The 25,719-nt window shown below is 65.0% G+C and carries 18 protein-coding genes; 5 read left to right on the top strand and 13 right to left on the bottom strand.

The window, feature by feature from the left end; genetic code table 11:
- Positions 1 to 43 precede the first annotated feature (43 nt).
- From KF785_05795 to KF785_05770, 6 genes are all read right to left on the bottom strand, one after another.
- Entirely contained in the window at positions 44 to 3,226 is a 3,183-nt protein-coding gene (locus KF785_05795; GenBank protein ID MBX3146264.1) for an Ig-like domain-containing protein, read from the bottom strand.
- 327 nt (positions 3,227 to 3,553) lie between these two features.
- On the bottom strand, positions 3,554 to 4,489 hold the full coding sequence (locus KF785_05790; GenBank protein MBX3146263.1) for a hypothetical protein: 936 nt from the start codon (positions 4,487 to 4,489) through the stop codon (positions 3,554 to 3,556).
- A gap of 652 nt (positions 4,490 to 5,141) precedes the next feature.
- The gene (locus KF785_05785; protein MBX3146262.1) at positions 5,142 to 5,645 is read right to left on the bottom strand and encodes an RDD family protein; all 504 of its coding nucleotides are present in this window, start codon (positions 5,643 to 5,645) and stop codon (positions 5,142 to 5,144) included.
- 37 nt (positions 5,646 to 5,682) lie between these two features.
- Positions 5,683 to 6,345, bottom strand: coding sequence for a hypothetical protein (locus tag KF785_05780; GenBank protein MBX3146261.1), 663 nt, complete (start codon positions 6,343 to 6,345; stop codon positions 5,683 to 5,685).
- Positions 6,346 to 6,363: 18 nt separating this feature from the next.
- The gene (locus tag KF785_05775; protein ID MBX3146260.1) at positions 6,364 to 6,888 is read right to left on the bottom strand and encodes a hypothetical protein; all 525 of its coding nucleotides are present in this window, start codon (positions 6,886 to 6,888) and stop codon (positions 6,364 to 6,366) included.
- A gap of 98 nt (positions 6,889 to 6,986) precedes the next feature.
- On the bottom strand, positions 6,987 to 7,520 hold the full coding sequence (locus KF785_05770; protein MBX3146259.1) for a hypothetical protein: 534 nt from the start codon (positions 7,518 to 7,520) through the stop codon (positions 6,987 to 6,989).
- 455 nt (positions 7,521 to 7,975) lie between these two features.
- Here KF785_05770 and KF785_05765 point away from each other — a divergent pair, with 455 nt between their 5' ends.
- Positions 7,976 to 11,713 carry an AAA family ATPase gene (locus tag KF785_05765; GenBank protein MBX3146258.1) on the top strand — a complete coding sequence of 1,246 codons (3,738 nt, stop codon included), beginning with the start codon at positions 7,976 to 7,978 and terminating at the stop codon, positions 11,711 to 11,713.
- A 71-nt stretch (positions 11,714 to 11,784) separates the two neighbouring features.
- On the opposite strand, the gene KF785_05760 is transcribed toward KF785_05765, so the two are convergent.
- Together KF785_05760 and KF785_05755 are read right to left on the bottom strand one after the other, a co-directional pair.
- Positions 11,785 to 13,077: a homoserine dehydrogenase gene (locus KF785_05760; GenBank protein ID MBX3146257.1), complete on the bottom strand. Its 1,293-nt coding sequence runs from the start codon at positions 13,075 to 13,077 to the stop codon at positions 11,785 to 11,787.
- 109 nt (positions 13,078 to 13,186) lie between these two features.
- Complete coding sequence (locus KF785_05755; GenBank protein MBX3146256.1) at positions 13,187 to 15,409, bottom strand: hypothetical protein; 2,223 nt, start codon at positions 15,407 to 15,409, stop codon at positions 13,187 to 13,189.
- Positions 15,410 to 15,654: 245 nt separating this feature from the next.
- Between KF785_05755 and KF785_05750 the strand changes: the two genes are divergently transcribed.
- Positions 15,655 to 16,323: an ester cyclase gene (locus tag KF785_05750; protein MBX3146255.1), complete on the top strand. Its 669-nt coding sequence runs from the start codon at positions 15,655 to 15,657 to the stop codon at positions 16,321 to 16,323.
- On the opposite strand, the gene KF785_05745 is transcribed toward KF785_05750, so the two are convergent.
- The 3 genes from KF785_05745 to KF785_05735 all read right to left on the bottom strand — a co-directional run bounded on the left by KF785_05745 (position 16,320) and on the right by KF785_05735 (position 19,468).
- Positions 16,320 to 17,237 (bottom strand): tetratricopeptide repeat protein, encoded by a 918-nt coding sequence (locus tag KF785_05745; protein MBX3146254.1) that lies wholly within the window; start codon positions 17,235 to 17,237, stop codon positions 16,320 to 16,322. The genes KF785_05750 and KF785_05745 overlap by 4 nt on opposite strands.
- A 213-nt stretch (positions 17,238 to 17,450) precedes the next feature.
- The gene (locus KF785_05740) at positions 17,451 to 18,623 is read right to left on the bottom strand and encodes a serine/threonine protein kinase (GenBank protein MBX3146253.1); all 1,173 of its coding nucleotides are present in this window, start codon (positions 18,621 to 18,623) and stop codon (positions 17,451 to 17,453) included.
- A complete protein-coding gene (locus KF785_05735; GenBank protein MBX3146252.1) occupies positions 18,599 to 19,468 on the bottom strand; it encodes a hypothetical protein in 870 nt (289 codons plus the stop codon). The genes KF785_05740 and KF785_05735 overlap by 25 nt, the downstream gene beginning before the upstream one ends.
- Positions 19,469 to 19,631: 163 nt before the next feature.
- Between KF785_05735 and KF785_05730 the strand changes: the two genes are divergently transcribed.
- Together KF785_05730 and KF785_05725 are read left to right on the top strand one after the other, a co-directional pair.
- Positions 19,632 to 19,895, top strand: coding sequence for a hypothetical protein (locus KF785_05730; protein MBX3146251.1), 264 nt, complete (start codon positions 19,632 to 19,634; stop codon positions 19,893 to 19,895).
- The gene (locus tag KF785_05725; protein ID MBX3146250.1) at positions 19,886 to 20,680 is read left to right on the top strand and encodes a hypothetical protein; all 795 of its coding nucleotides are present in this window, start codon (positions 19,886 to 19,888) and stop codon (positions 20,678 to 20,680) included. Before KF785_05730 ends, KF785_05725 begins: the two co-directional genes overlap by 10 nt.
- A gap of 42 nt (positions 20,681 to 20,722) precedes the next feature.
- Here the strand turns inward: KF785_05725 and KF785_05720 are convergent, their stop codons facing one another.
- The gene (locus tag KF785_05720; protein MBX3146249.1) at positions 20,723 to 21,865 is read right to left on the bottom strand and encodes an alpha/beta hydrolase; all 1,143 of its coding nucleotides are present in this window, start codon (positions 21,863 to 21,865) and stop codon (positions 20,723 to 20,725) included.
- A 251-nt stretch (positions 21,866 to 22,116) separates the two neighbouring features.
- Between KF785_05720 and KF785_05715 the strand changes: the two genes are divergently transcribed.
- Positions 22,117 to 22,455, top strand: coding sequence for a YegP family protein (locus KF785_05715; protein MBX3146248.1), 339 nt, complete (start codon positions 22,117 to 22,119; stop codon positions 22,453 to 22,455).
- A 42-nt stretch (positions 22,456 to 22,497) separates the two neighbouring features.
- Here the strand turns inward: KF785_05715 and KF785_05710 are convergent, their stop codons facing one another.
- On the bottom strand, positions 22,498 to 25,716 hold the full coding sequence (locus KF785_05710) for a PD40 domain-containing protein (GenBank protein MBX3146247.1): 3,219 nt from the start codon (positions 25,714 to 25,716) through the stop codon (positions 22,498 to 22,500).
- Positions 25,717 to 25,719 lie beyond the last annotated feature (3 nt).

Raw genomic sequence — 25,719 nt, 5'->3', positions numbered from 1 at the left:
TGTTGCCAGCTGACGCGTCCTCTTCGTGCCATCACCGAACAGATCACCTCACAGGACGGCGATCTTGTGGCCCAGTTGCAGTGGCGCTGAACCGCAAGGCGGGCAACGCAGCCGGGAAGCGCAGGCCACCGGTCACTTGTATAGGTACGTCGCTTGAAACGGTAGATCCCGAGCCAAGGGCACCCAAACTTCCCCCTCCCCAGCAGTAGGCATCTCCGATATCCGTGATTCCGCAGGTGTGATCTATTCCCGCCGAGATCGACGTAAAAACCAAATCACCTGCGACAGGAGTAGGAACCCTTCGCGTAATCGATGATCCGTTGCCAAGTCTACCGGCGCCCCCGGCGCCCCAGCAGTAAGCAGCCCCGCTTGTGTTGATTCCGCATGTGTGCCATTGTCGCGCCGATATGGCTACCCATCGATGTCCCCCGGCCGTCGGAACGGGCATAAGAGCGGAAAGATCGGGGCTGTTGTCTCCGAGATACCCGTAGTTTCCTCTTGAGCCCCAACATAGGGATACCCCCTCCGTCGTGAGGGCGCAGGAGTGGTTGTAGGCGGCTGATATCGTCGCGAATATGTGTGCACCTGCGATTGGAACCGGTACGTAAGAGCGTGTTGTCGTTCCGGTGCCGAGCAGAAAGCCTTCGCCCCAGCAATACCCCACGCCAGAAGTCGAGATTCCGCAGGTGTGGTATGCTCCAGCAGAGATTGAAGAAAACGGGACATCACTGATCACACGCACGGGAGTCCGAGCACTGGAAAGCGAACCGCTACCAATCTCGCCGAATGCATTGCCTCCCCAGCAGTACGCTTCTCCATTGTTCGTGATGCCACAGGCGTGGTGAAATCCGGATGACACCTGGGAAAAAGTGAATCCCCCTGCAACAGGAGTGGGCACCAGGCTTTCCGCGAGGCTGCCATTCCCGAGTTGATATGAATTTGAACCACCCCAGCAGTGCGCCGTGCCTGCTGTTGTAATTGCACAGGTAGCGGCGAACGATCCCGCCATCGTGGAAAGCATGGTAAAGGCGTAGTTGCCAGAGACCAGGGTTGGGGTCAGTCGGTTCATTGTTGAACCGTTGCCGAGACGCCCACTTGACCCCCAGCCCCAACAGTAGCTGTGCCCCGAGATTGTAATTGCACAGGTATGGTGATTGCCCGCCGAGATCGGCACCATGAACTGTCCCTGGCCTTCGGGGGCCGCGGTCACGTTGAAGGCGCGGGAAGTGACCACGAGGTCTGCAATGCCTGCTAGACTGGCGGCGAGCGTATAACCGGTCCCAGGCTTGTCGATCGTCAGGTCATCGAAAACCGCAACGCCGTTGTGGGCTGTGGCCGTGGTCGTCCCGCCAAGCGTAGCTGAGGTGGGGTTGGCGTCAAGGCGGAGGTTGACCTCGAACGTGGCGCCGGTCTCGATGGGGGTGCCGATCGCATCAAGCACACGGATCTCGACCGAGCCGAGCCTTGAACGGGCCACCGTGTTCGCGGGGGGCACGCGAAAGTTTAGGTTCTCTGCCCCCGCGCGCCTGAGCAGATGCCCAATCAGGAGCCTCAGCGTAACGTAGAGATCATCGTTGGCGATCGACGGGCATCGCGCTTCCTTCAACTCAGTGTGATCGCAGGGTTCATACGGCGTCAGAAGTTCAACCCGTCCTGATCCTACAAATGTTGAAGGAAGAGCAGAACCGAGAGGGACGACGCCATCGTTGCGACAGAGGCCGGACGAGAGGCACAGGACAGTCCCAGTGAATAGATACTGCCCCTGGCTCGTTTTGTGACCTCCGTAGGCAATCAGTGTCGCGCGCTCATCTCGGGCCGCTCCCGTTATCAAGCTCGTCCTAGCAGGCGTCGCAACCCCAGAGAAGAAGTTCGCGATCCGCATACCGACCAAAGGAGTACCGAGATGAGGAGTGCCAAGAGTGATTACGCCGAGAATCACCTGAGCAGCCTTCGACGTATCCTCGAGCCGCCGAGCAGCCTCCCGAGCAATGAGGCCGCCCATGCTGTGCGCAACTATGACAAAACCCTGAAGACCGTTACGATCCATTGTGTCTCTCAGGGCATCCATAAGCTGGGCACCGGACGTGAAATGGTCTCGATAGGACTGGTAGTCAAATCCGTAGATGGGCGCTCCGCGTAAAGCCGAGGCCTGGTCAGCCCGAAGGGCGGTCAACAGGTGCTTGAAATAGTTGGTGACGGGCAGCGCAGCATTGGGATCCGGCGCGGGTGGGGCTGAGCACACGACGGAGATGAGCGTTGCGGGCGTAGAACTAACGGAGGCGGGATTCTCGCAGAGAAGGCCCTGCTCCTTGAGGTAGTCCTCGCCGTTCCCAATACTCGGGAGCCATCCATGGACGAGTACGATCCCGATCTTGCTGCTGGGGCCACTCTTCCCAGGCTCGATCAGTCGCAGTACACCGCCCGTGCACGCGACGTAGTAGTTCGATAGGGTCAGACCCGCCGGAAGTTGCGGGCAGCCGGGTTCTGACGTGGCACTGGGCATGCTGCCAGTCCGAGCAGACTGGAGACTGCTCATCGCCTCAGACGGCACGAACTCTTCGACGTTGAACGTCACATCTAGCGTGTCGAGTCCAAGCAACGTCGTGAAGTCGGTGAGTTGCTCCGTCGGAATCGCGATTTCTGCCCGGCTGTCGGACACCACATTCGCCTTGGCCCAGAACTTGTCAGCGACGCCCTTAAACTTGGCGCGAACATAGACCACCGCCCCTGGCTGTGGCATTCTGGACAACGCGAAGGTCAGCTTGGCCGTGCCAGCTCGGTAGTCGGCGCCTTGGCCAGTCAGGGGAAGTCTCAGATGGACACCGCTTGCCGACAGCGGCGCATAGCGAGGCGTTTCCGGCTGCGAGTCGCGAAGTTGAACCTTGACTTCGCCCGCAACAGCTCCAGGCGACAGGACAATGACCCCCGCACCGCTTGCGGTACTCAGTGCCCCGCCCTTCTGGCCGACGGTACCGGACTGGGGGTAGTGTACCCAAACCCTTGCAACGCCGAACTGTGACTCTGAAGTCGCCGTAACCTGGACGGGTCCCCCGCCCGACACGGCGGTGACCACGCCAGACATCGAAACGGACACGACGGCCGGATCGTCGCTACGCCAGGTTACGGCTCGGCCGTTGAGTGGGTTACCTGAAGTATCCCGAACGACGGCTTGGAGAGGGGCCGAACTCCCCACTTCCAGTCTCAGTGAATCCGGACTAACGACCACGGTCGCTACTGGTGCAGACGGCGGGGGGGCTGGAGTGGGTGGCTGGAGAGCGTCCCCAGAGCCACAGGCTACGGAGAACAGCCAAAGCACTGCCATCCATGAACCCGAAGCGACGCAGGTAGGGCTCCAGCTTCGGAGGCAGCCCGACATAGCTAGACTCATCCGAGCGGCGCTCCGTCCACTTTCAGGGTGAGCTCCATTCGAAGGAAAGAACGCTCTCACCAGGTCAAGCCCTGCTTTTCGCAGCGGACCCCGAGCAATCCGGTCGTTGGCTGCACATGAAGGGCCACTAAGCGTCCTCGTCGATGTCCTGCCCACGCCATTGCCTTATGGAGCCCAGCCTTGGCGCGCAAACACCGCCGCCGTATCCGCAGGTGGCGAGCCTTCCCACGCGGCAGAGTAGGCGGCGAACATATCAACAAAGAGACACGCCGACCGATCCGGGCATGCATGGCCGCTATCCCTGGCTTGCTTTACGTCGCGATCCGTCATGTACCGAACGAGGTAATTGCCACTCCCAAGCCGTAGCCCGCGACCGGCTTCCAGAGTGGCGTCGTGCACACTGCCTTGCGCGTGATCTTCACCGGCCTCGCAGTAGAAAAACTTGACAGTGTAGGATGTCGCTCTCGGTGACTTGGCAGCTATCCTCATGCATTCTCCTGCAACGCCCTGCCAATATTCCTCGGGGAAAGCAGGCCCCGCTGCGGCCTTCGAAGGCGGCCTCGTCCAGCGGACACCGCTCCTTGACTTCTTGAAGTCTACCAACTCAAGGCTTGCCTCTCCCGAACCTGTCAAGAGGTGGTTGCTGCGCTCTTTGCGAACGCTCTTCACCATCCCTATGCCGGGACACAACCACGAGTGCTCTTCGAGGGTAATTCTTGCCATACCCACGAAAGCGCCGTGATTGTACGTTGTCGTGCCAACAGTCTTTGTCCTCAGACAGTGCTCGAAGGTTCCTGCCGGAACCGTAACCGCCTCGTCTGTTGACTCAATGGTAGTGCGCGTCGCCATGCGGCTCTTGTTCATTAGCAGACTCGTCTCCGTAAACCCCTCCCACGAGCCTCCGGGCTCCAGCGGATGCTTGATGATGTAATTGGGTGTCGGCAGGATCTCGGGTTCGACAGCTCCAGCGGACTGACGTGCGTACTCGTAGATGCCGGTCTGATCGCCGGCCACGAACAGAAAATGGCTCTGTCCACCGATGTCGACCCTTTGGGGAGTAACCTCCAAGCCACGGAGTTCACGTGAGGCCAGGTTCGTCACGCGTGCGTTCCGTCCACCCGACGAACCGAAAAGCGAGCCAGTTGAAACTTGGTACTCCAGGGTGGCCCCTTCGCCAAGTGGATAAAAGGTCCGGTCTGACCCACTACAACTGACTAGCAGCAGGACCGCAGCGACGATCAATCGCCTGGCTCCCAGCAGGACGATCTGCGGTTGCGTGGTGGACTCTGTCATCCCAGCCACTAGCGCCGCTGTGCGCTGGCCAACGCTCGCCGCGCGTCGTCGCAGTTCCGACGTTCCTTCGTGACCGCCTTGCTGATGTCGCGAACTGAAGTCCAGGTCCTGCCACCATACTTCAGTGGCTTGAACTGGGTAACCTCGCCAGCGGCACTTGCTGCCTTAGCCGTGTTGTCCATGACGGCGGCAGCATTGCACGCACTCACCATTCTCTTATTCAATCGTTCGAAGTGCTCGTTGGCCTTCCGAGCTTCGGCGGCGGTCCTCGCTGCTTCCTGATTCAGGCACTTCGTTCTCGCATCCCCGGTTAGCCCCTCACAGAGCGGCTTGGGCTGAGCGCCTAGGTCGCTGCGCCCGAGGATAATGACAGTTGCGACGAGAAGGGTGGACATTGGCGTGCGCATTGATGGAGACTCCGGATAGACGGACGAGCCGCATTGTTGACTGCGGGGTAGATTCAGGTTTCGACCGGACTCTTGGAGACGGCGACCACGACCGTCCCCGCGAGTTTGTCGTGCCACGCCTGGGCGTTCTTGTCGAACAGCGCCCAAAGGTATCCGACTCCGAACACCAATCCGCTCAGGAAGCGACCGACGATTTCCCGAACGAACATCGTCGCCAACCCCGGAATCGCGCCGCTTTGCTGGTTCACGACCTGGAGACCAAGCAGCTGCTTGCCGGGGCTCAAGCCTTTCCGCATGAGCGTCAGATACCAGATGAAGTACGCGATCGGGAGAAGCACAGCAGCGGCGGCGCCTAGGTCAGGCCCAAGCATGCCACCGATCAGGCTGATACCCAGGAAATACAGCACGACCGCGATGATCGGGTCGAGAGCGAATGCGACGAAGCGGCGGAACACACTGGCCTTCTGGCCAATCTGCTGCGCGGGGAGGTAGGCCGCACACCACTGGCAGAAATATCCGTCGGCGGAGATTTCCTTGTTGCACGCTGGGCAGATCATAGTTTCCCTCGGTGTTCAAGCGGTAGCCGCAGTCGACTCAACTCTCAGTACTGTTAATCGGGGGTGCCGCGCGCTTCCCGACCGGCTTCGCAAGTGCGGCCAGGACTATCGCGATACTCAGGAGGAAGGTGAGCCAGGCGCCGATACCGAGGACGCCGGTAGCGATCTCTGTAAGGTCGCTGGCGAGTCGTCCGATGTAACCGCCCGCCTGATTGCTCATCTTCGCCCACTGGTAGAACACGGTGGCGAGGGGGATCGAGCCGGTGATGGCGCCAATGGCACGGTTGTCTATCCCGGAGAGGCTGACCACAATCGTGAGTCCTGCCAGGGTGGGTATGGACCAGAGGAGGCCAGCATTGGAGTCGAGCTTGGTGAGTCCGTGTCCTGTGACGCTGACGCCAAAGATCTGCACCCAGGGCATGAAAAAGGCGGCCACCAAGCCGATGGCACACAACAAGACGATTGCCGAGGTCTGTGGATGGAGCTTGACCTCAAGTCCCGGTGGACTGGAATCGCCTGGCGAAGTAGCAGCCGATTGTTGCTCACGAGCGATCTTGGCCGCAGCGCGAAGTGCCACAAGCTTGGGCAGCTTCGCCTGAACATCGTCGGGGAGGGGCTCTCCACAATGGATGCACCACGCGTAGGGAGACGACTCATCGATCGATCCGCTGCATCCAGCGCATTTGGCGATCTCCGACACTGCGACCTCCCTAGCTCGTTAGCGCGTCGACCGACCAGTCACACCGAAGTCGAACACACGGTTGCCCGCGACCCCATACGACGGGCCGCTTTCCGTGATGAACGCATACTGCCCAATCGGGATCGATCCATCCGGCACCACGCGGTACTTACCAGGTGCCAGCCGCGTCAGCGTGAACTGGATGATCGCTTGGTCCTCGGTGCCCGACTGCCTCGAGTACGCGCCAACTGCACCTACAACTACCTCGCGCGAGTTGGTCTTCACGTCGAACCGAATCAATGAGAACTCGTTCGGACTGGTGATCTGCGATAGCCATGCAAACGACGGCCCCATGCCCTGATCGGTCTTGTCAAACACGAAGTAGAATTCGGTGGCCTCTGGCACCTGAACCGCTGCACGGGATCCACGAACGACTGCCTTGAGCTTGGCTTTGGATATCCCGCCTGTGACGGCAGCACCGAGGATGTTGCCGGTCCGACCCGCCGTATATGCCGTCGGCTCGAGTCGAACGAGTTCGGATACGGATGTACTCCGGCCTCGCACGTAGATACCGGGCTCCGTGGGCAGGCTGCTCGTCGGGAGTGCCCGAGGGAGCTCGAACACGCGCAGGCGCTGAAGGGTTGTAGCGCGTGCGTCCTTGTTCAGCAGGTGGTGGTGGCGGCTCGGCGTCTAATGACCCGACGAACTGGCGGGGAACTGCTGGAGCTGTTCCCCGCCAGCATCATTGCCTCAATTACTTGGCGCGGCACCTTGCGTTGCTGCAGGCTGACCAGGCCGCTCGTGGTCAGGTCAAAGTTTGGCGTTGCGCCTCGAATCTTGGTAATGACTAGGTCCCGAGAGAGCTTCGCGTCGAGCATCTGCACGACGCCTTGGTTAGACAGGGCGTCCCGGGCTGCTGCCTCGGCTGCGCTCTCAAGCATGACCCCGAGAATCTCTTCAGGCACATCCTGTGCTCGAAGAGCTACCAGGCCAACCGCGCTGACGTCGAAACTGTTCCGAGAATCGCGGATCTTGGCAACGATCAGCTTGCGGGCCAGCTTCGACTGAACCAGCTGGGCAACTGAGGCATTGGTCAGTACTTCCTCGCTCCGCGTGCCAGCCTGTCCATGGACGGCCGTGGTAGCCAGGATGAGCATACCCAACGCCATTGAGGCCGGGCGAACGACTAACGTCATGATGATCCTCGCGAACACAGGCGACGAGCGGGGTAGCAGAGGTGCTTGCCCCCTCCGCCACCGATCCGTACCTTCAGCGGTGCGAACCGAGTGAAGGTCTGGGCCGTTGTGTGACGGGTGGGGCAGGCACCGTTCCGTGGGGCACCCCTATGGCTCCGAGAAGGATGCAATGACCACCATCACACGAGCGTCACACGATGGCTTCGGATGCCCCTGACAGCCCCCCCGTCACGGTCGAGGGGACGTTAAAGCTCGTTACGCTAGGTTCGGCACGCCTCCTCGCCTACCGTCCAATATCAGGACAGGGACCTGTCGACCTCCTGCCCCCTGGCAGGGGCTTAGCCCTTATCACGTATCTGCATTGTCTCCCAAATCGCGAAGCTAGCCGCGATGAGCTGATTGACTACTTCTGGGACTACGGTACCCCCCCCAAGGCCCGAGGGGCGCTGCGCCAGGTGCTGTATCGCCTGCGCGGCGACCTCGGACAGGATCCCATCGTGTCGCGAGGGCGCGACGGGGTCCTGGCATTGGTTCTCGACGTCGTCTCCGATCGGGATCTCTTTCTGGCAGCAACCCAGGAACGACGCTTCGCAGACGCCGTCGACTTGTATACAGGAAAGTTCTTCCCGGCCTTCGCAGCACAGGGAGCGGCCAGGTTCGAGCAATGGGCAGACCTGCAGCGGGCGCAGCTCAAAGAGGCCTTCCTCCGCTCCGCGACGGAGGCCGTCCGGCAGGCGCTCGACCAGCCGGACAACAAGACGGCAGCCCGCCTCGCGGCCAAGGCCCGGGATTGCTGCCCGGAGTCTCAAGCCGCTTGGTGCCTGCTGCTCGAAGCCCTGGTGGCCGGGGGTAACCGTGCCCGAGCGTTCCTCGAAACCGACCGTCTCCTTGCCCACCTCGCCGCCGATGGCGAAGCAATCGAGCCCGCGACCGAACGGCTCATCGCGAAGGTCCGCCAAGTGGAGGCTGTTGCCTCGCCTTCGGCCTCCGAGCCGCCAGGCGGCCCACTGGCTACCGAGCTGGCCGGACGGGAAGCCGAGTTTGCCATGCTCATGGAGGCCTGGCGCCGCTGCGAGCGCAATCGGGCTGTCCACATCCATCTCACCGCCCCGGCCGGACTCGGCAAGACTCGGCTGCTTCGTGAGCTGGCCAACCGGCTGCGTCCGAACCGGGCCGCCATTGCCCTGATAGGCGCGATTCCAGGAGAGCGCGAAGTCGATCACGCCTTCCTCAGCGACGCCGTCGAAGCCCTGACGCTCCCCGGCTGGCGCGCCATCGCGCCTGGCACACTCGCGGAGCTGAGTGCGCTGGCTCCCTCGCTTTCGGCCTACCATCAGGGTCGTGGGGACGGTCGCTCACGGATCGGATCCACGGCCACCTTGATTCGGTCGATGACGGAGCTCGTCTCGTGCGTGGCAGGCGAAGCGCCGCTTGCTCTGCTGCTCGACGATCTGCATTGGGGCGACGACCAGTCACTGCAGATCATCAACGGTCTGATTAACCGTCTCAAGAGCGAGCGGGTGCTGATCGTGACGACGGCACGCCCCACGTCGCGCCTGGTGCCCGTGACGCCCTCAACCGAGTTCATCGAGCTTGCTCCCCTCACGGCGGGTGCGGTGCTCGACATGCTGGCGAGTCTGGGAGCAGATGTCAGGACCTATGACGTGACGGCGCTGGCTGAAGTGCTGCACGCCAAATCGCACGGCTCGCCGTTGCTCGTGTTGGAGCAGCTGCACCTGGCCTTGCAACGGGGCCGGTTGCAGATCGATGAGAACGGCTGGACCTGGGCCAACCCCGCCACCGCACTGAAGGACTTCGGCGACGACGATCCGCTTCGGCTTCGGATCGAGGGGCTCTCGACCGCCGCCCAAAAACTGTTGTTGCTGATCAGCACGGCGCAGGCACCCGTGCCACTCGAGGTCCTCACCTCGGCCGACGCTGATGCCCACGAGATCGTGCTCCAGCTGGAGAGGGATGGCCTCGTCGCAAGGATGGGCCAGCTGCTCCATCCGGCACACGACGAGGTCGCGGCAGCCGCGCTCCGAAGTGCGCCCGACCTGGAGCGCCGCAAGGCTCATCGTGTGCTGGGTGAATGGCTGTTCTCCCAGCTCGAGAAGGACCGCACCGCGTACCGACGCTCGGCGCGGCATCTTCGCGAGGCCGAGCAACCGGATCGACTGCGTGCGCTATTCTGGGCCCAGGTCACCCTGACTCGACGGCAGGGAAGCGAGACCCCGATTCGCGATCTGGCCCGCTCTGCGTTGGGGCCTGACGCAACCACAGCAGCGTCTGCGGCGCTGGTGCGCTCGCTGGGCTGGGTCCGGCGGCTGACTTACGCGAGACGCTCGCGCGCCGCGCTTCTCGCGGGGGCGGTGGCCATCGGCACTGCTGTCGTCGGTTCGCTCGTCGTGGACCCGGCGCCAGAGCCGGAGGCTATTCTGCTCGTAAGCGGGGGTGACCCCGCGACCGGCGTGCGGGTCTATGGGGTTCCGATCAGCTCTGCACGCTGGGCCGGCACGGATACAATCGTACCTCGGGAACGTCAGGAACTTGGCCGGCTCCCCACTGGGCACCTACCCTACTATAGCCTGGCTCTAAACCCTGACCGGCGGCTGGTGTTCGACGAGGTGGTTGGAGATTCCGGCGGGATCGACCTGATGATGCTGGAGGGCAGGCGGATTCGCCGCCTTACGTTCACTCCAGGAGATGACATCTCGCCCAGCTGGTCGCCTGACGGCCGCTTGCTGGTGTTTGCCACCGCGCGATGGACGCCGCCTGGCGACGAGGACAGTGATCTTGCTGTTCTCGATCCAGAGACGGGTGCCGTCAGACAGCTGACCCGAGGGCGCCACTACGATTCGGCTCCCAGGTGGTCTCCTGACGGGATCCACATCGCGTTCGATCGCATCGCGGCAGAAACAGGATTGCACCAGATCTGTGCTGTGACGTTCGACGGCCTGACTGAGCGATGCGCGCCAGGCGCCACGGTCGCCCACGTTCGGAATCACGGTTGGTTGAGTAGCGACCGAATCCTGTTCGCGAGAAACGGGGCCGGCGGGAGCTCACTCGTGACGAGCTGGTTTCCGCTCCGTGATTCGCTTTCGACTGTAAGACAGATCGAAACACGGGTCGATCGCCTGGCACCAGGGACCAGCTTTGCGACGGCCATTGGACCCCCGACCTCGACCTGGCAGATCGTCGACACCGAACGTCAAGACGAACGACACCTAACGCTCCAGCAGAGAGGGCCCGAAATCACGACAGGATGGTTCGTACCGAACGGGAGGCATCGCTATCTCGCGGCCATGCGTATCGACCCAGGAGTAGGTGCCGCCATCGCGGGGTTGGATCACAGGCTTCGTGCGGTTGGATACGATACGGTTGGCCGGCCTATCGAGGTTTCTCTGCAAGTCCTCCGATGGACCGTGGACGATTCGACGCTCGCACGGATAGATCCCACGACCGGTCAACTGTTCGCTCGCAAGGAAGGCACAGTCCGCGTAGGCGTTTCGGCAGGAGGCTGGAGGACGGCCTCAATCGAGATACCCATCGTGGCGAACGCTGTCGAAACGCAGTCGACCGAGACGTGGACCGAGCCACTCGATGAGCGTTGGCAGACGTACGGTGATCCGCTGCCATCGATCACGACCGGTCCGGGCGGGCTGCCCGCCTTGCTCAACGGGGGCGACAACACGTTCTCGAGCGGGGTGCTCAGTCGCACTACTATTGCTGGGCAGAGCTTCGGGGTTGAGGCTCTTGTCTCGACACCAATTGACAGGCCGAAGTGGCAACGCCTCAATTTGAAGCTGATCAAAGATGTGGAGTTCGCGGTTCGCGCTCCCCACGGTGTCGGAATCTGCAGCTACTTGATACCTGTCAGCGAGGGTGTCGAGCAGATGCGTATCTTCACTGTGACGGGGCTCGCCGCTCCGACGAGTACCGTGCAGACGAGCGGCGAGTGGTACCGCTTCCGTATCCAGGCCTTCCCGGATGCGACGTGTGGCGTCGCAATCGACGGTGTGCCGCTGGCTCGTGTTCCGGCACAGCTGAAAGCCGGTGACGCTTGGCACTTCATGATCGACGGTCAAACTGTCGGAACCCAGATGCTGGTCGGTCCCATCGAGACCTGGACTGGTGTCAAGACGGATATCGACTGGAGCGTGGTCGGCGCCACTGGTCCGGTTACCCCGTGACCAGGCATAGAACCGGTGCGAGACTGCAAGGCAACGGCAGTCATGAGAGGAGCCTGACGGGACCGGCGCCGTCAGGCGAGGAGGATCGGCAGCGCCAGGGGAACCGCTGCCAGGAAATCGGCCCCGGCAGTATCGGCCAGCGCGGCCTCGAGGGCGGCCTGCTCGCAGGGCTCGACCGTGATCACGAACGGCAGGGCATCCTTCGGGTAGCCCGGCTCCTGGAGCACCGCATCGATGTCGATGCCGTGGCGCTCGAAGGCGGCGGCGATCGTCGTGATGATGCCGGGCCGGTCACGCACCACGAACCGGACGTAGTAGGGCCGGAGCGGCGGCGGCACGAGCGCCGCCGGCTGCCACTCCTCGCGCACGTCGCGGCCGGGCCGCGCGGCAAGCGAGAGAAGATCGGAGACGACAGCCACCGCGGTCGCCGAGCCGCCGGCGCCAGGTCCGCTGAAGCTGCTCACACCGAGGAACTGTCCGGTCACCGTGACGAAGTTGTCGGCGCCCTCGTTGCGGCCCAGGCTCGAGTTGGCCGGGACGAGCGCCGGGCCGACGAAGGCGTGGAACGTGTCGGGGCTGGCCGCCTCGACTGACGCCAGCTGGCGGATGGTGCAGCCCAGTCGTGCCGCGTAGCGAAAGTCGTCGCTGCTGATCGGGCGGATCGAGCGCCGAGGCACGGCGTCGAGCGCGAGATGGCGGTGAAAAGCGATGCCGGCGAGTACCACGATCTTGGCGCCCGCATCGAGGCCGTCGAGATCAGCGCTCGGATCTGCCTCGGCGTAGCCCAGCCGCCGCGCATCGACGAGGACGGTGTCCATCGGCTCGCCGGTGGCGGCCATTCGGCTCAGGATGTAGTTGCAGGTGCCGTTGAGGATGCCGGTGACCCGGGAGAGCCGGTCGCCGGCGAGGCCCTCTTTGATGCCGTGGATCAGCGGAATGCCGCCGCCCACCGCAGCTTCGAAACGAAGCTGCGCACCGTTGGCAACGGCCAGGTGGAGCAGTTCCGGCCCGTGCGCGGCAACCAGGAGCTTGTTGGCGGTAACGACCGAGGCGCCCTGGCCGAGCCCGCGGCGAACCCAGGAGCCGGCGGGGTCGATGCCGCCGGCCAGCTCGACGATGACGTCGGGCTGGGCGGCAAAGATCGCGTCGAGATCCTCGGTCCAGACCACGGACGGAAGCCAGTCGACTCGTTTCCGGTCGATCCCGCGGTTGTAGACGTGGGTCAGCTGGAGCCGATCGGCCAGGTCGGGGCGCTCGACCAGAATCCGGGCGACCGACGAACCGACGGTCCCGAAGCCCAGAATGGCCACGCGCAAGGGTCGGGCGGCGGCGGCCGGGGTGCTCGAAGGGGTCGGGACGGTCATGGTCACCAGGCTCACGGCTGAACGTTGAACGGGCCGGGAAGCCTAGTGGCGCCAAAAACCATCCGCAACGACTCGAGCACCCTCCGACCGGTGCCGGCGCGATCCGCCCCTAGGGCAGCATCAAGTCTGTATCGCCGTAATCCTCGCAGATCTGCGTCTGTGATACCGAATCGACGTAACACAGGAAGCCATCCGCGGCCCGGCGGGTGTAGCGCCGCTGGTTGAGCACGGCGTCACTGACGTCGAGCCAGACCAGAAGCCATTGGCCGCCGGCGGCGGCTGCGTTGAAGGTGATGGTGCATTCCGATGCGAGGTCGAGTACCGGTGTCGTCAGATTGAGGGCACAGCCCTGGATCTGCTGCGGTGCCGCTGTGCTCTGGTAGAGAACGGAGACGCTACGGACACCGCTGATGTCGTCGATGAATCGGAAGCTCGTGGTTACGGTGGAGCCGGTTGCCACGATCTCGAAGCTGTTGAGCAGGGGTGCGTTGCTATCGCCAGACCCCGTCACGACGATTTCAGGTAGCGGGCCTGCCAGGCAGACGGTTGCACCGGTAGTACAGAGGCGGCCATCCGGCTGTGGCACGAATCCGATGTCGTTGGCCGCCCTGTCGCGGAGAGTCAGGCCTGCGAGCCGATAGGTTCCGGGCGCCGCGTTCTGGGGAACCGTGACGCGACACTCGAGCGTGCCGGCAAGCGGGGTCCCGACGATAGGACAGTTGGCAATGAACAGCGAGCCACCCGCCGCCGACTGGAACCGTGCGTTGACGGTTGGACTGATCCCGGCCAGGTCGTCGGTGAACGGAACCGCGAGTATAACGGTCTGGCTCGCGGTCGAGGCACTGACGGAAATACTCTGGGCAAAGGCGCGAGGACTCTCGAGACTGACCGTCAGGGCGCTCGTCACGACCGGTGGGCTATTGTCCCAGGGATCCGACGCCACCGTCAGGACGGGCAAGCCGGACAGGCAATCGGTCGGGGCGGAGGTCCTGCAGACCTGTCCTGTGCCCTGGTTCAGGGAGTAGGACGTGCCGTTGCCGACCATGTCGACCGCCGAAACGCCGACCGCTCGCCAGGCTCCCGGCTCCGTGTAGCGAATGAAGGAGGCAGGGCAGACCCAGGTGCCCTGCGTGTCGCTGCCGCTCGCCGGGACTCCGGTGGCTGAGCAGAAGAGACTCCTCGTCCCGGACGGTGACCGCACGCTGACGCTGACGGTTCGAACGCCGCCGATGTCGTCCTGCGCAGCAATTCGCATCTGGAACGGTGCAGGGCCGGCGTTGACATCGAAGGCGGCCGACGAGGTCCACTGCCCGCTGGCCGGATCGAAGACCTCGACACCCGTAACGATCGGACCCGTCAGATCCTGCTCCCGCCCGGGCACGCGCGGCAGGATGACGAACACGCTGAAACTGCTGACCTGTGCGGACACCGTCCGGTTCACGAGGTCGACCAGGCCGGCATTCTGCTGTTGGTAGCTCCCATTGACGAACTTGTGGATTCGGAGGTCGCTCTCCACCGTGCCTGGGGGCAGCTGCGCGGGATCATACCGGAGCGTCATCGTTACCGGCTGCGCAAAGGTCTGACCGTCGGGTCCGAAGTCCCAGGCGGTTCCCGGTACGATGGCGGGGGTTGCGGGCAGGCCCGTTGCCGGCACCGCGGTGATCGTGGTGGTCGTGCCCAACGCTCCGGCCGGGACGTCGATGCGCACCTGCCCCGCTGCGAGTTCGACTTGCCCGCCGCTCGACCCGACGGTTCCGATCGCGCCGCGCGCCACGAAGAAACGAATCGGGACCGGCGCACCAAGCGGTACCTTACCGCTGCCGGAGAATGGCACGCCGTCGGTCAACAGCGACAGCCACCGGACAATCGTGACATCGGCGTACCCCAGCTCGGTCGCACCGACGAGGGCCCGGATGCGATAGACCTTGCCCAGGTCCGACAACTTGCCGGGAACCTGCCAGACCGCCCGGTACAGGTTGCGGTACTCCGCATCGACCACGGTCAGGCCATTACCTGCGGAGAACTGCTTGTGTAACGGCAGGCGACAGGCGCTGCCGGTCCACTCGCAGACCTCGACCCGAAGCTGGGGCAGCAGCGACCCGTCGAAATCGCCGCCCGGAGGCCGCGGCACCCAGTACCCGACCGGTGCCAGGAACGCGAAGCCCGGGCGCTCCATTCCCCGACTCGGCGCGACGAGGAACTCCGGGGCGGCCTGATCCGATACCGGGGCGACGACAGGGTCATCCACCCCGCACCCGGCGCCAAGCAGGGCGGTCATGAGGAACAGGGGCCGAGTCAATCCGAGCGCACGGAGGGAAGGGGCAGCCAACATGGGGCGACCTGCGGGGCCGAAGGAGTCGATACGCTACGACGCCCCCCGCGCGGCCGCATGGTGCAGGCTGCACTACGCGCATGCAGCTCGCTCCCGAAGGGGGGGATGTTAACCGGGGGTGATCGGTAACCGTCTTGCGCGTCACCACATCGCGCTTCACAATTTAGAGGCGCCCGGGGTATCGGGCGGCTTGGCCAACCCTGATCACGGTTCCAAACGGACGTCAGCCCACCCCCGAGGCGCTGATGAGCACCGACCCCGCGGTCTTCCTGACGCGCTGGTTCGAGGAGGTCTGGAATCGTCGACGCGGGGATGCGATCGACGAGCTGATGGCGCCCTCATGTTTGACGAAGGTCGAGGGTATGGACCAGCCGCTCACGCGTGACGCCTTCAAGGACTATCACCGGGCCTTTCTCAGCGCGGTTCCCGACCTCAGGGCCGAAGTCCTGTTTGTGACCACCGACGGTACCCGATCGATCGTCAGTTGGCGCGCACGCGGTACCCACCTGGGCCCCGGCCTGGGGATCCCGCCGTCCCGCAAGCCGGTCGACTTTGCCGGCCTCAGCGTGTTCGAGATTGCCGACGAGCGGATCGTGAGCGGCCTCGATCGCTGGAATCGCGGCGAGATGATTGCCAGCCTGATGCAGGTCCGGATCGACGAGATCTGCGATCACGCCGGCCTGACCCGACGGGAAGCGCAGGTGGCGCTGCTGATGGCCGACCGGCTGACCTACTCGGAGATTGCCGCCGACCTCCGCATCAAGCCGAACACGGCGCGCCGATTCTGCGAACGGGTGCTGCGGAAGCTCGACGTGCACCGGCGCCAGGACGTGGCCAAAGCGCTGGGCAGGATTCCCGGCTCGGTGCTGAACCGCCACGGCGACGATCTCGACCGCAGCTCGCGCCCCACCTAACGCCGCGCCACCGCGGCTTGCTGACGTAACGCGGCCAGTCTGGCCGCGGCCTCGCGTGCGCGCGGCGCATCGGCGCCGAATTGGTCGACCAGCCCCCGGTGCGCACCGACGAGGAGTGGCTCGGCCTCCCGGAACCGTCCGACGAGGCCGAGATGCTCGCCGTAGACGCTTTCGGAGACGCGAACCAGCCAGTGCGTCGGGGGGAGATACTTACGGCGGAGCTGCAGGCTTTCCAGGAGAGCCCGGCCCGCCTCATCCCGGTCGCCGCCGGGTAGGCGATCGAGGCAGCGCCCGACCGTTTGCCGACTGCTGGCGACTCCCGGATGGCTCTCGGCGAGGGTGGTGCCGCGGTGCTCCAACACCTCGCGCGCGTGCGTGACGGCCTCGACACAGCGATCCTGCACCAGCAGGAAGGCCGCGTAGTTGAAGAGCGTAAAGAGATACTCGGGATGCTCGGAGCCGAGCAGCTCGCGGCGGATCTCGAGCACCTCGCGATACGCCGTGTCGGCCTCGGCCAGGCGATCCTGAAGATCGAGCGCGCCGGCGAGTCCGTTGAGCGCGGCTACCGTAACGGCATGCCCGCGACCCAGGCGTGCGCGCGCGATGCCGTACGCTTCGCGGTGGAGCGACTCCGCCGCTGCCCAGCGCTGCTGACGGCCGAGGCTGACGCCCAGGTTGTTGAGCGCGTGCACGAGAGAGAGACTGTGGTCGCCGGGAATGCTCCGCCAGATGGCCACGCCGGCGCGTTGGCGCTCCTCGCCTTCGCGGAGGAGGCCGAGCTGCGATTCCGCCGTGCCGAGATTGCCGAGAATCGTCGCGTAGAGACTGTCACGCCGGTGCTGCCCGGCGAGATCGGCCACGATGCCGCGCCAGACGCTGTCGGCGCCGCGCCAGTCGCCGGCCTGCTGCAGCACCGTGCCGATGTTGTTGCGCGCAGCCAGCGCGTCGTCGCTGGTGCGCCCGCCCAGCGCCGTGGCGAGCTCGGCAGCGCGGGTGAACTCCCGTCTCGCGTCGTCGTACTTGCCCAGGCTCAGGAAGCTGTGGCCCAGGGTAGCCCGGACCGCGCGTTCGAGCTCTGGCTGACTCGCGAGCCGCGGTCCGGCCTGCTCCGCGGCGCCGTCGAGCGTTTACACGACGGTGACGGGGCGACCCGACGGCCCCGAGTCCGGCGCTGCGAACATCTCGACGAGGAAGCTGCTGACGGCCTCGGCGCGGCTCCGCTCCCGCTCGGCGGCGCCGGCAGCGGCCTCGGCGCGGCGGGCCTGATCGGTCGCAACGGCGATACCGCCGATCAGCAGCGCGGCGACCAGCGCCGAGAGACCGACGACCGCGCGGTTCCGGGCGACGAACTTACGGGCCCGGTAGGCCAGCCGGTCCGGCTGCGCGGTGACCGGTTGTCCGCCCAGGTGGCGGCGGAGGTCGTCGGCCAGGGCCTCGACCGAGGGATAGCGCCGGTCGACGTCCTTGCGCAGCGCCATCAGCATGATGTTGTCGAGCTCGCCGCGGAGGGCCCGTTGCAGGCTCGTCAGGGACTCGCGACGGTTGCGGGCGGCAGTCTCGTTCACCAGGCTGCTCGGTCGGGGTGGCTCGCCGTTCAGGACGGTCTGCTCGAAGGCCGTCACGCTGAGTTCGCCGCGCCCGAAGGGACGCGCGCCGGCCAGCAACTCGCAGGCAGTCACGCCCAAGGCGTAGACGTCGGCGGCCACGGTGACGGGGTCGCCGCGGATCAGCTCGGGGCTGGCGTACTCCGGGGTATAGGCTCGGGCGCCGACATCCGTGGCCGGGCCGCTGTCACCGCTGTCGCGCAGCAGCGTGGCGATCCCGAAATCGAGCAGCTTGGTTTCCCCCGCCGGGGTGACTAGGACGTTGGCCGGCTTGAGATCGCGATGCACGATCAGGTTCTGGTGGGCGGTTCCGACCGCGCTCGCGATCTGGAGGAGCAGGTCGATTCGTTCCCGAAGGCCGAGACGGCGGGAGTCGCAATAGCTGAGCAACGGTGTCCCGTCGACGTACTCGATTACGAGATACGGCCGTCCGTCGCCGGTGATGCCGCCGTCGAGCAGCGTGGCGATGTTGGGGTGCTGGAGCCGGGCGAGGATCTGCCGTTCCTGACGAAAGCGCCGCAGGGCACGGTCGGAATCCATCCCATGGCGGATCAGCTTTAGCGCGACGCGGTGCTGGAACCCGTCGCCCTCGTGAACTGCTTCGTAGACCAAGCCCATGCCGCCCGACCCGATCAGGCGGACGATCCGGTACCCTTCGATGGAGGGGCTGGTCAGTTGCTCCTGGCCTGCTGCCACATCCTGCCCCGATCGTTGGGAAACCGGAACGAGACGAACTCTCCAAACAGCGGCGTGACGCGATACAGCGTCGGCTCGAGCAGGGTCGGACCCGGCTGCTTCTCGAGCAGCCCGAAGTCGGTGGCAGGGTGCAGGACAAAGTCGTAGGCCATCCACGTGAGCTGCGCAGGTGGGCAGTCCCGGAAGAGCGACGGAATCAGCAGGCAATGACTGAGGTATGATCCTTCGGCCCACTCGCGCGCCTCGCGACGGAGCAGGTAGAGCGCCGGGCCCACGCCGGTCTGGAACGGGATCCCCTCACCCTCCAGAAAACGCCCCGTGATGCCGACGGCCGCGAGGAAGAGCCACCGGAACGAAGGCCCCGGTTCCGATGCCGCAGCCGCCAGCGCGGCTCGGCCTGCGGAGCTTACGAGGAAGCCCTTGCGGCGACGCAGCCAGCCGGCATCGACCAGAGTTTCGCGAAGGCGCAGCAAGTGCCAGGCGTCCGGCTCGTTGATCACCTTGTTGAACTGGCGCATCGCTTCCAGCTCACCAGGCGGAAAGGTCAGTCGCTCGAGCGCTTCCGCCACGAACTTCCGACTCAGGTTACCGGTGGCGGTGACGGGCGCGATCCGGTGCTCGGACACGAGCCGCAGCAGTTCGAGAGCCGCCGGAAAGAACCAGCCTCGGCTGACTTGTTCGCGGTTGAGACCCGCAGCAAGGCGGACCGCGCCGATGGTGCGCCAGTCGCCAACGAAGAGGGCTTCGACCTGATCGGGCGACAGTCCCAGCAGCTCGGGCTGCGGGGTCGCATTGTAGCGGGTCGCAATCCGAGCGAGTTCGGCGTTGAGGAAATCGAAATCCATGGAACGTTGAGGGTCGCACCGGCGCGGTGGAGGCGCAAGGGGTGGGTGGTGTCCGTGACCGAAGCTGGCGTGAGGCCAATTTTAGTCTTGTTTGTGGCACGCCTTATCACACAACTCTTTGATTTACATTGCTTAACGATCATAAGCCGGTTATGTTGTAGGAATGTCGAAGGTTCGAAACTACCTCGCCGCCATTGGCCGGAAGGGCGGCACCCGTAGCCGTCGGTCATTGGACCCGGAAACTGCGAAGGGTATGGTGGCGGTCCGCGAGGCCCGGCGCGCGTTCAAGCGCTTTCGCGCGAGCTGTTTCTGGTCCTACCGTCCTGATCTGACGATCGGTCCGGCTGATGTCGAGTGGGTGGCCGAGCAGTTGATGAAGCATGGCAATCGGGAGGCGTGGGAGGTGGCGCGGCGGTTATGCCCCTGACCGAGCATCAGCGCCGGATCCTGTCGACCCTGGCGGGCCGGCGTCAGTCCGAGCGCTACCTGGCTGGCGGCGCCGCGATCCATTTCTCGCCGAACTCGACCCGGTACAGCGACGACCTCGACTTCTTTCATGATTCGGAAGCCCGGGTTGCCGCGACGTTTGCTGCGGACCGAGGAGTGCTGGTGGCGGCCGGATTCGAAGTCGAGGTCGAGATCAGTCAGCCTGGGCTGATTCGCGCGACGGTTCAGCACGATGGGGTGTCGACCAAAATCGACTGGGCGCACGACACAGCCTGGCGTTTCATGCCGCTGGTCGTCGACAGTCTCGGAGGCTTGCTGCTGCACGACGTCGACCTCGCGGTCAACAAGGTGTTGGCACTGGCCGGGCGCAACGAGCCGCGCGACTACGTCGACATGCTGTACCTCCACGAGCGGGTGCTCTCGCTCGGTGCGCTGGTCTGGGCGGCCTGCGGCAAAGATCCCGGCTTTACGCCGCTCTCTTTGCTCGAGCTGCTGAAACGTCGTGGACGGTATCGACCGGAGGATATCGACCGGTTGCAACTGACTCAGCCGTTTGACCTGGTGCGCGCGAAGGAGGTCTGGCTGGGAGCGGTCGAGGCGGCGGATCAGTTCGTGCGAAGCCGGCCTCCGGACGAGCTGGGTTGCCTCTACTACGCTACCGCCGACGCTCGATTCATCACACCCGCGCCCGCAATGGACCTCAGAGAGGCCGGGGTGATTCCCCACTTTGGTACGCCGGGCGGCGTGATTCCCACGGTCCAGTAGCACAGATCGGACCCGCATCCCGCAACAGTGCCCACCGGGCGATCAACGCGGGCTGCGCGCCGCCGCGGTCCGAGTCAGCGGTAGAACCTCATCGATCAGCGCCCTCAGGAACCGGCCCGGCTCCTCCATCATCGGCACATGGGCCGACAGTTCGAACGTGATGAAGCGCTTGCGCGGCGCCTCGAGCCGATCATACATCTCGCGAGCTGGCTGATGCGGGGTGTGGAGATCGTGTCGCCCCATCAGAACCACCACCGGCACTTTGAACGGTGGCAGCGTGTCGAGCCGCTGGCTGAACATTTCGGCGAGCAGCGTCACGGTGGCCCAACCCGAAGCGCGGTCCATGGCGGCTCGCTCCGCATCACTGTACTCCGGAGCCCAATCGGGTGCGGATGAGTAGGGACCGAAGTCGGTGCGACCGTACCAGGCGCCACCGAAGTGCCGGGCCCACTTCCGCGAGGTGACCACGCTCTGAACCGGCGGCACTCCGTTCGGATACGGCGCCATGGTGCGCAGCTCGGCCAGCGCCTCCTGGTTGCGCGCAGCGGTGGCCAGCTCGATCAGCCGAGTGAAGAGGTAGTCGTCACCCCGATAGCTCGCCTGACCAACGCCGACGTAGGCGTAGAGCCATTCGGGACGCCGCTGTGCCAGCAGGCTGCCGACGATCGAGCCCCAGGAGTATCCCATCACGACGACGCGGTCCTGATCCAGCCGCCTCCGCAGATGCGCCACCACCGCCTCGGCGTCGGCCACCGAGCTCTCGACCGTGAGCGTCGGGGCGAGAGCGGCATGGTCGGCGGTGAGGGCGTTCTTGCCGACGCCGCGCTGGTCCCACTGCACCACGGTGAAGTAGTCCTCCCAGGGACCCTGGAATGCCCAGCTGACGGGCATCGTCGGGCTGCCGGGGCCGCCGTGAATCATCAGCAGGATCGGATTCGCGCGGTCGCGACCGCGGATCGAGATCCACTGCCGGGTGCCGTCGATCTCGAGTTCTTCGAGCGCTTCGATCCCGTTCGGGGTGGTGATCTTCCGCAGGTCTGCGATGCGTGCAACGACGGCCTCATGAGTCAGACTGGTCGGTAGCCCTGGCTGCTGTGCCGACACGGAGGCAACCAGCAGTCCGCTTGCCCAGACGATGGCAATGAGGCGGGTCAGAGTTCTGGTTCCGAATCGGGAGTGATGCATGGGTCGTGTCGCCGCGCGCGGGGAGGAGGTTGGAATATACTCGGCGGGTCGCGCTTCGCGGGCGGGTCGTGTGTGGGCTTCACCCGCCGGGCTTGGCAGCGGCGGTGCCCTGAGCCCGCATTCTACCATAGATTGGGCGGTGGTGCGGAGCACGATCGGGAAGCGTGGTTCCGGGCCTGGTGAATGGTCCGGGCGGATCGACCCGCTGGGTCATTCCCATTGGCGGGTGATGAGAACGCATTTCACAGGGGGTGACCATGGCCGGATGGTATGAGGTGGATACGAGTGCGGATGGACAGTTCAAGTTCGTGCTGAAGGCTGCGAATGGCGAAGTCATTCTCAGCAGCGAACTCTACAAGGCCAAGGCGTCGGCACAAGCCGGCATCGCGTCGGTTCAGGTGAATTGCGGGGCGGATGAACGTTACGAGCGGAACACGGCGTCGAACGGGAAGTTCTACTTCAACCTGAAGGCGGCGAACTCCCAGGTCATCGGTACGAGCCAGATGTATGCTTCGACCGATTCGCGTGAGGGGGGGATCAGCTCCGTCAAAGCGAACGGTGCATCGACGACGATCAAGGACAACACCTAGCGGTGCGGGGCGGCTGCCTGTCGGCAACCGCCCCGCCACCGCCTAGCGCACCACCGCGCCGTAGCCTTGCCAGTAGAACGTGCCGAACGGTCGGCGCGCCGGCCACACTTCGTCGAGCGTGTTGCCGTCGCGCAGGACACCCGCCTTCATGACGTGACTGATCCGCTCCGTGTTCCTGATGTCGTCTAGTGGGTTGGCATCCAGGATCACGAGGTCGGCCATCTTGCCCGTCTCCAGTGAGCCGATGTCGCGGTCGAGGCCCATGGCCGCGGCGGGAATGACCGTCGCGGTGCGCAGCGCCTCGAGCGGCGTCAGCCCGCCCAGTGCCAAGCCCCAGAGCTCCCAGTGCGCGCCGAGCCCCTGGCGGTTGCCGTGCGCACCGAGCCCGACGTTGCCGCCGGCCTTGAGGATGGCGGCCGCGGCCTTGGCCACGTCGATGAAGTGATAGTCCTCTTCGGGCAGCAGCGCCCGGCGTCGGGCCTTTTCGTCGAGGTAGAGGTGGGGCGTGAAGCGGCGCAGCTTGGCGTCGTCATGGACGTCGTACTTCTGGTGGAAATAGGTCTCCGCGGTCGGTCCGCCGTAGCCCACGATCAGGGTGGGGACGTAGTCGGTCTTCGCGGCAGCAAACAGTGAAATCACGTCGCGATAGAGAGGCGCCGTGGGAATGGCGTGCTCGATCCCGCTGTGCCCGTCCATCACCATGGTGAGGTCGAAGAAGGTCTGGCCCCCGCCTTCGGGCGTCACGATCAGGCCCTCCTCCCGTGCGGCCTGCACCACCCACTGACGCTGATCGCGCCGCTGCTGCATGTACTGCTTGACCAGCGTGGCACCCAGTGCCTTGAGGCGGCGCACCTGGCGGCGGGCGTCGTCCAGGCTGGCCACCGGGCTCGCGAAGGGCGCGTTCCAGCCCCAGATGATGTCGCCGGTGCTGAAGATGCGCGGGCCGATCATCCGCCCGGTTTCCACCATTTCGGCCAGGGTGAACACCGTCTGGCTGCGCACGGAGACGTCACGGATGGTGGTGACGCCATACGCCAGTTGCGCGGCAAGAGCCCAGTCGCGCTCGGGCAGCAGCTCGGTGTCCTCGTCGTAGTAGTGGGCGTGGAGGTCGATCATACCCGGCATGACCGTCTTGCCGCTGATGTCGAGCACGGTGGCGCCGCTCGGAATCGGCACGGATCCCGAGGCGCCGATGGCTCGGATCCGTCCGCCCTCGACCACGATGTCACCGCGGTCGATGGTGCCGGCGGCGCCCATGGTGATGATTCGCGCGTTGCGCAGCGCGACCTGGCCGGTGGGGCGAAGCCTCGGCGCGGTCAGCGCGATGTGAACGGTATCGGCGGCCGCGGTACCCTTGGTCAGCCGGGCACGCTCGAGCGGGAGACGATAGAAGTTCGGCCCCCAGCCCCAGGTGATGCTGTTGCCGTCGGCGGCCCAGTCGACCCAGGCCCCACCCTCCTGGCTCAGCCGGCGCACCGGGAGGACGCCTCCGTCGAGTCGGACCTCGACCGGTGTGGACCCCGCCACCGGCAGCGGCACGACGTAGACGTTGTGTTGCTCGGTAAAGGCAACCCACTTGCCGTCGGGCGAGGGTATCAGATCATCCGCAAACAGGAAGCGGAGGTGAATCCGCCGGTCGGTGCCGTCGAGCGCGACCGAGATCAGGTCGGTCGACCGCGGTATCAGGTTCGAGCCGCCTTCGCTCTCGGAGAAGTAGATCCGGGTGCCGGTCGGGTCGAACTTGGGGCGGACGATCTGCCGCCGGATGCCGCGCTTCGGAAACGCGGTGACGAAATGCGCCGGGCCCGCGGTGGTCGCATCGAGCCAGCGGACTTCGTAGTAGAGGCTTTCGGTGCCACGGTCGCCGCGGAACTCACCGCCCGAGCCTTGCAGCACCACGAGTTTCCGCCCATCTGCGGACCAGGCAGGGTTGACGTAGTGCGCCGCCCGGGTGGTGAGGCGAACCGGGGTGCCGCCGTCGATCGGGGCTTTGTAGACGTGCCCACCGGTCGAGTCGCGCCAGTCGACCCAGGCAATCCAGCGGCCGTCCGGCGAGATGGCGGGAGAGAACTGGTGGCCCGACCCGCTGCCGACCTGGCGGGTTTGCCGGCTGGCCACGTCGTAGAGGTAGTTCTGTCCGGCTGCGCTGAAGGCAATCCGCCGCCCGTCGGGTGAGGCATGATGCCAGCGAAGCAGCTTGATCGGCACCGGGCCGTCGTCGAGCCGCGAGGCGACCATGACTCGCTCGGTCAGGGTCTGCTCGAAGCGTGCCGAGAAGGGAATGAGCTGCTCTGCGCCGGTGGCGAGCGTGATGCGACGGAACTTGCCGCGGGCCGAGACGATGACCTCGGACCCGTCGGGTGTGAAGGCGTAGCCGGGCAGCAAGTCGGCAGATCCGGTGGTTTCCTGCTCGTCGCGGTCGAGGCCGCGATAAACCACCCGCTCGGCGCCGGTTTCGAGGTCGCGCAATACCAGCACCTGCTGCGCATCGATGCGTCGCCCGAAGACGAGGGTCCGGCCGTCGGGGCTGACCGCCGGGCGGACGGCGCCACCGTATCCCGAGGTGAGCGGCAGGATCCGGCCGGTGTGACGATCGAACCGCTTGATGACGGCGCCGCCGCGATCGAAGGGCTGTCGGGTCGAGAAGTAGAGCCAGCGCCCGTCACGCGAGAGCGCGGGACCTGCCGGCGCGTTCTCTCCCTTGAAGAGCTCGACCCCGGTACCCCCGCCGTCGACGTGGTACATGAAAAGGGTGATGCCCGAACCCTGATCGTTGAGCGAGGCGCGACGAGTGATGACGTAGTCGCCGTCCGGCGTGAACACCGGTGACGAGAAGCCCCAGGCGCGGTCGGTGGTCAGGGCCCTCGGATTCGAGCCATCGGGCTCGACGAACCAGAGATTGGACGAGCCGGAGCGATCGGAGACGAAGACGATCCGCTTGCCGTCAGGCGAAAAGCGCGGCTGCTGATCGAAGGCCGGGCCCTGAGTGATCCGGGTGGCTGTTCCGCCCGTGATCGGCATGGTGTACAGGTCGCCCAGGAGATCGAAGACGATGGTCCGCCCGTCGGGCGACAGATCGAGTGACATCCAGGTTCCCTCATCGAGGGTCACGGCAAAGGGGAGACTTGGCCCATGAATCTTCTCGATCGACCAGGCGCTGTCGGGTTTGGGCTGCGCGTCAAGCGATGTTGCGGTCGCGACGGCCAGCAGCGCGATCAGTGACGCGCCGAGGTATCCCCGGCGGGGGCGGTGGTGAGGCATCGA

It is taken from the genome of Gemmatimonadales bacterium (genome assembly GCA_019637315.1).
Taxonomy (GTDB): domain Bacteria; phylum Gemmatimonadota; class Gemmatimonadetes; order Gemmatimonadales; family GWC2-71-9; genus SHZU01.
This window is presented reverse-complemented; position numbering and strand designations above follow the sequence as displayed.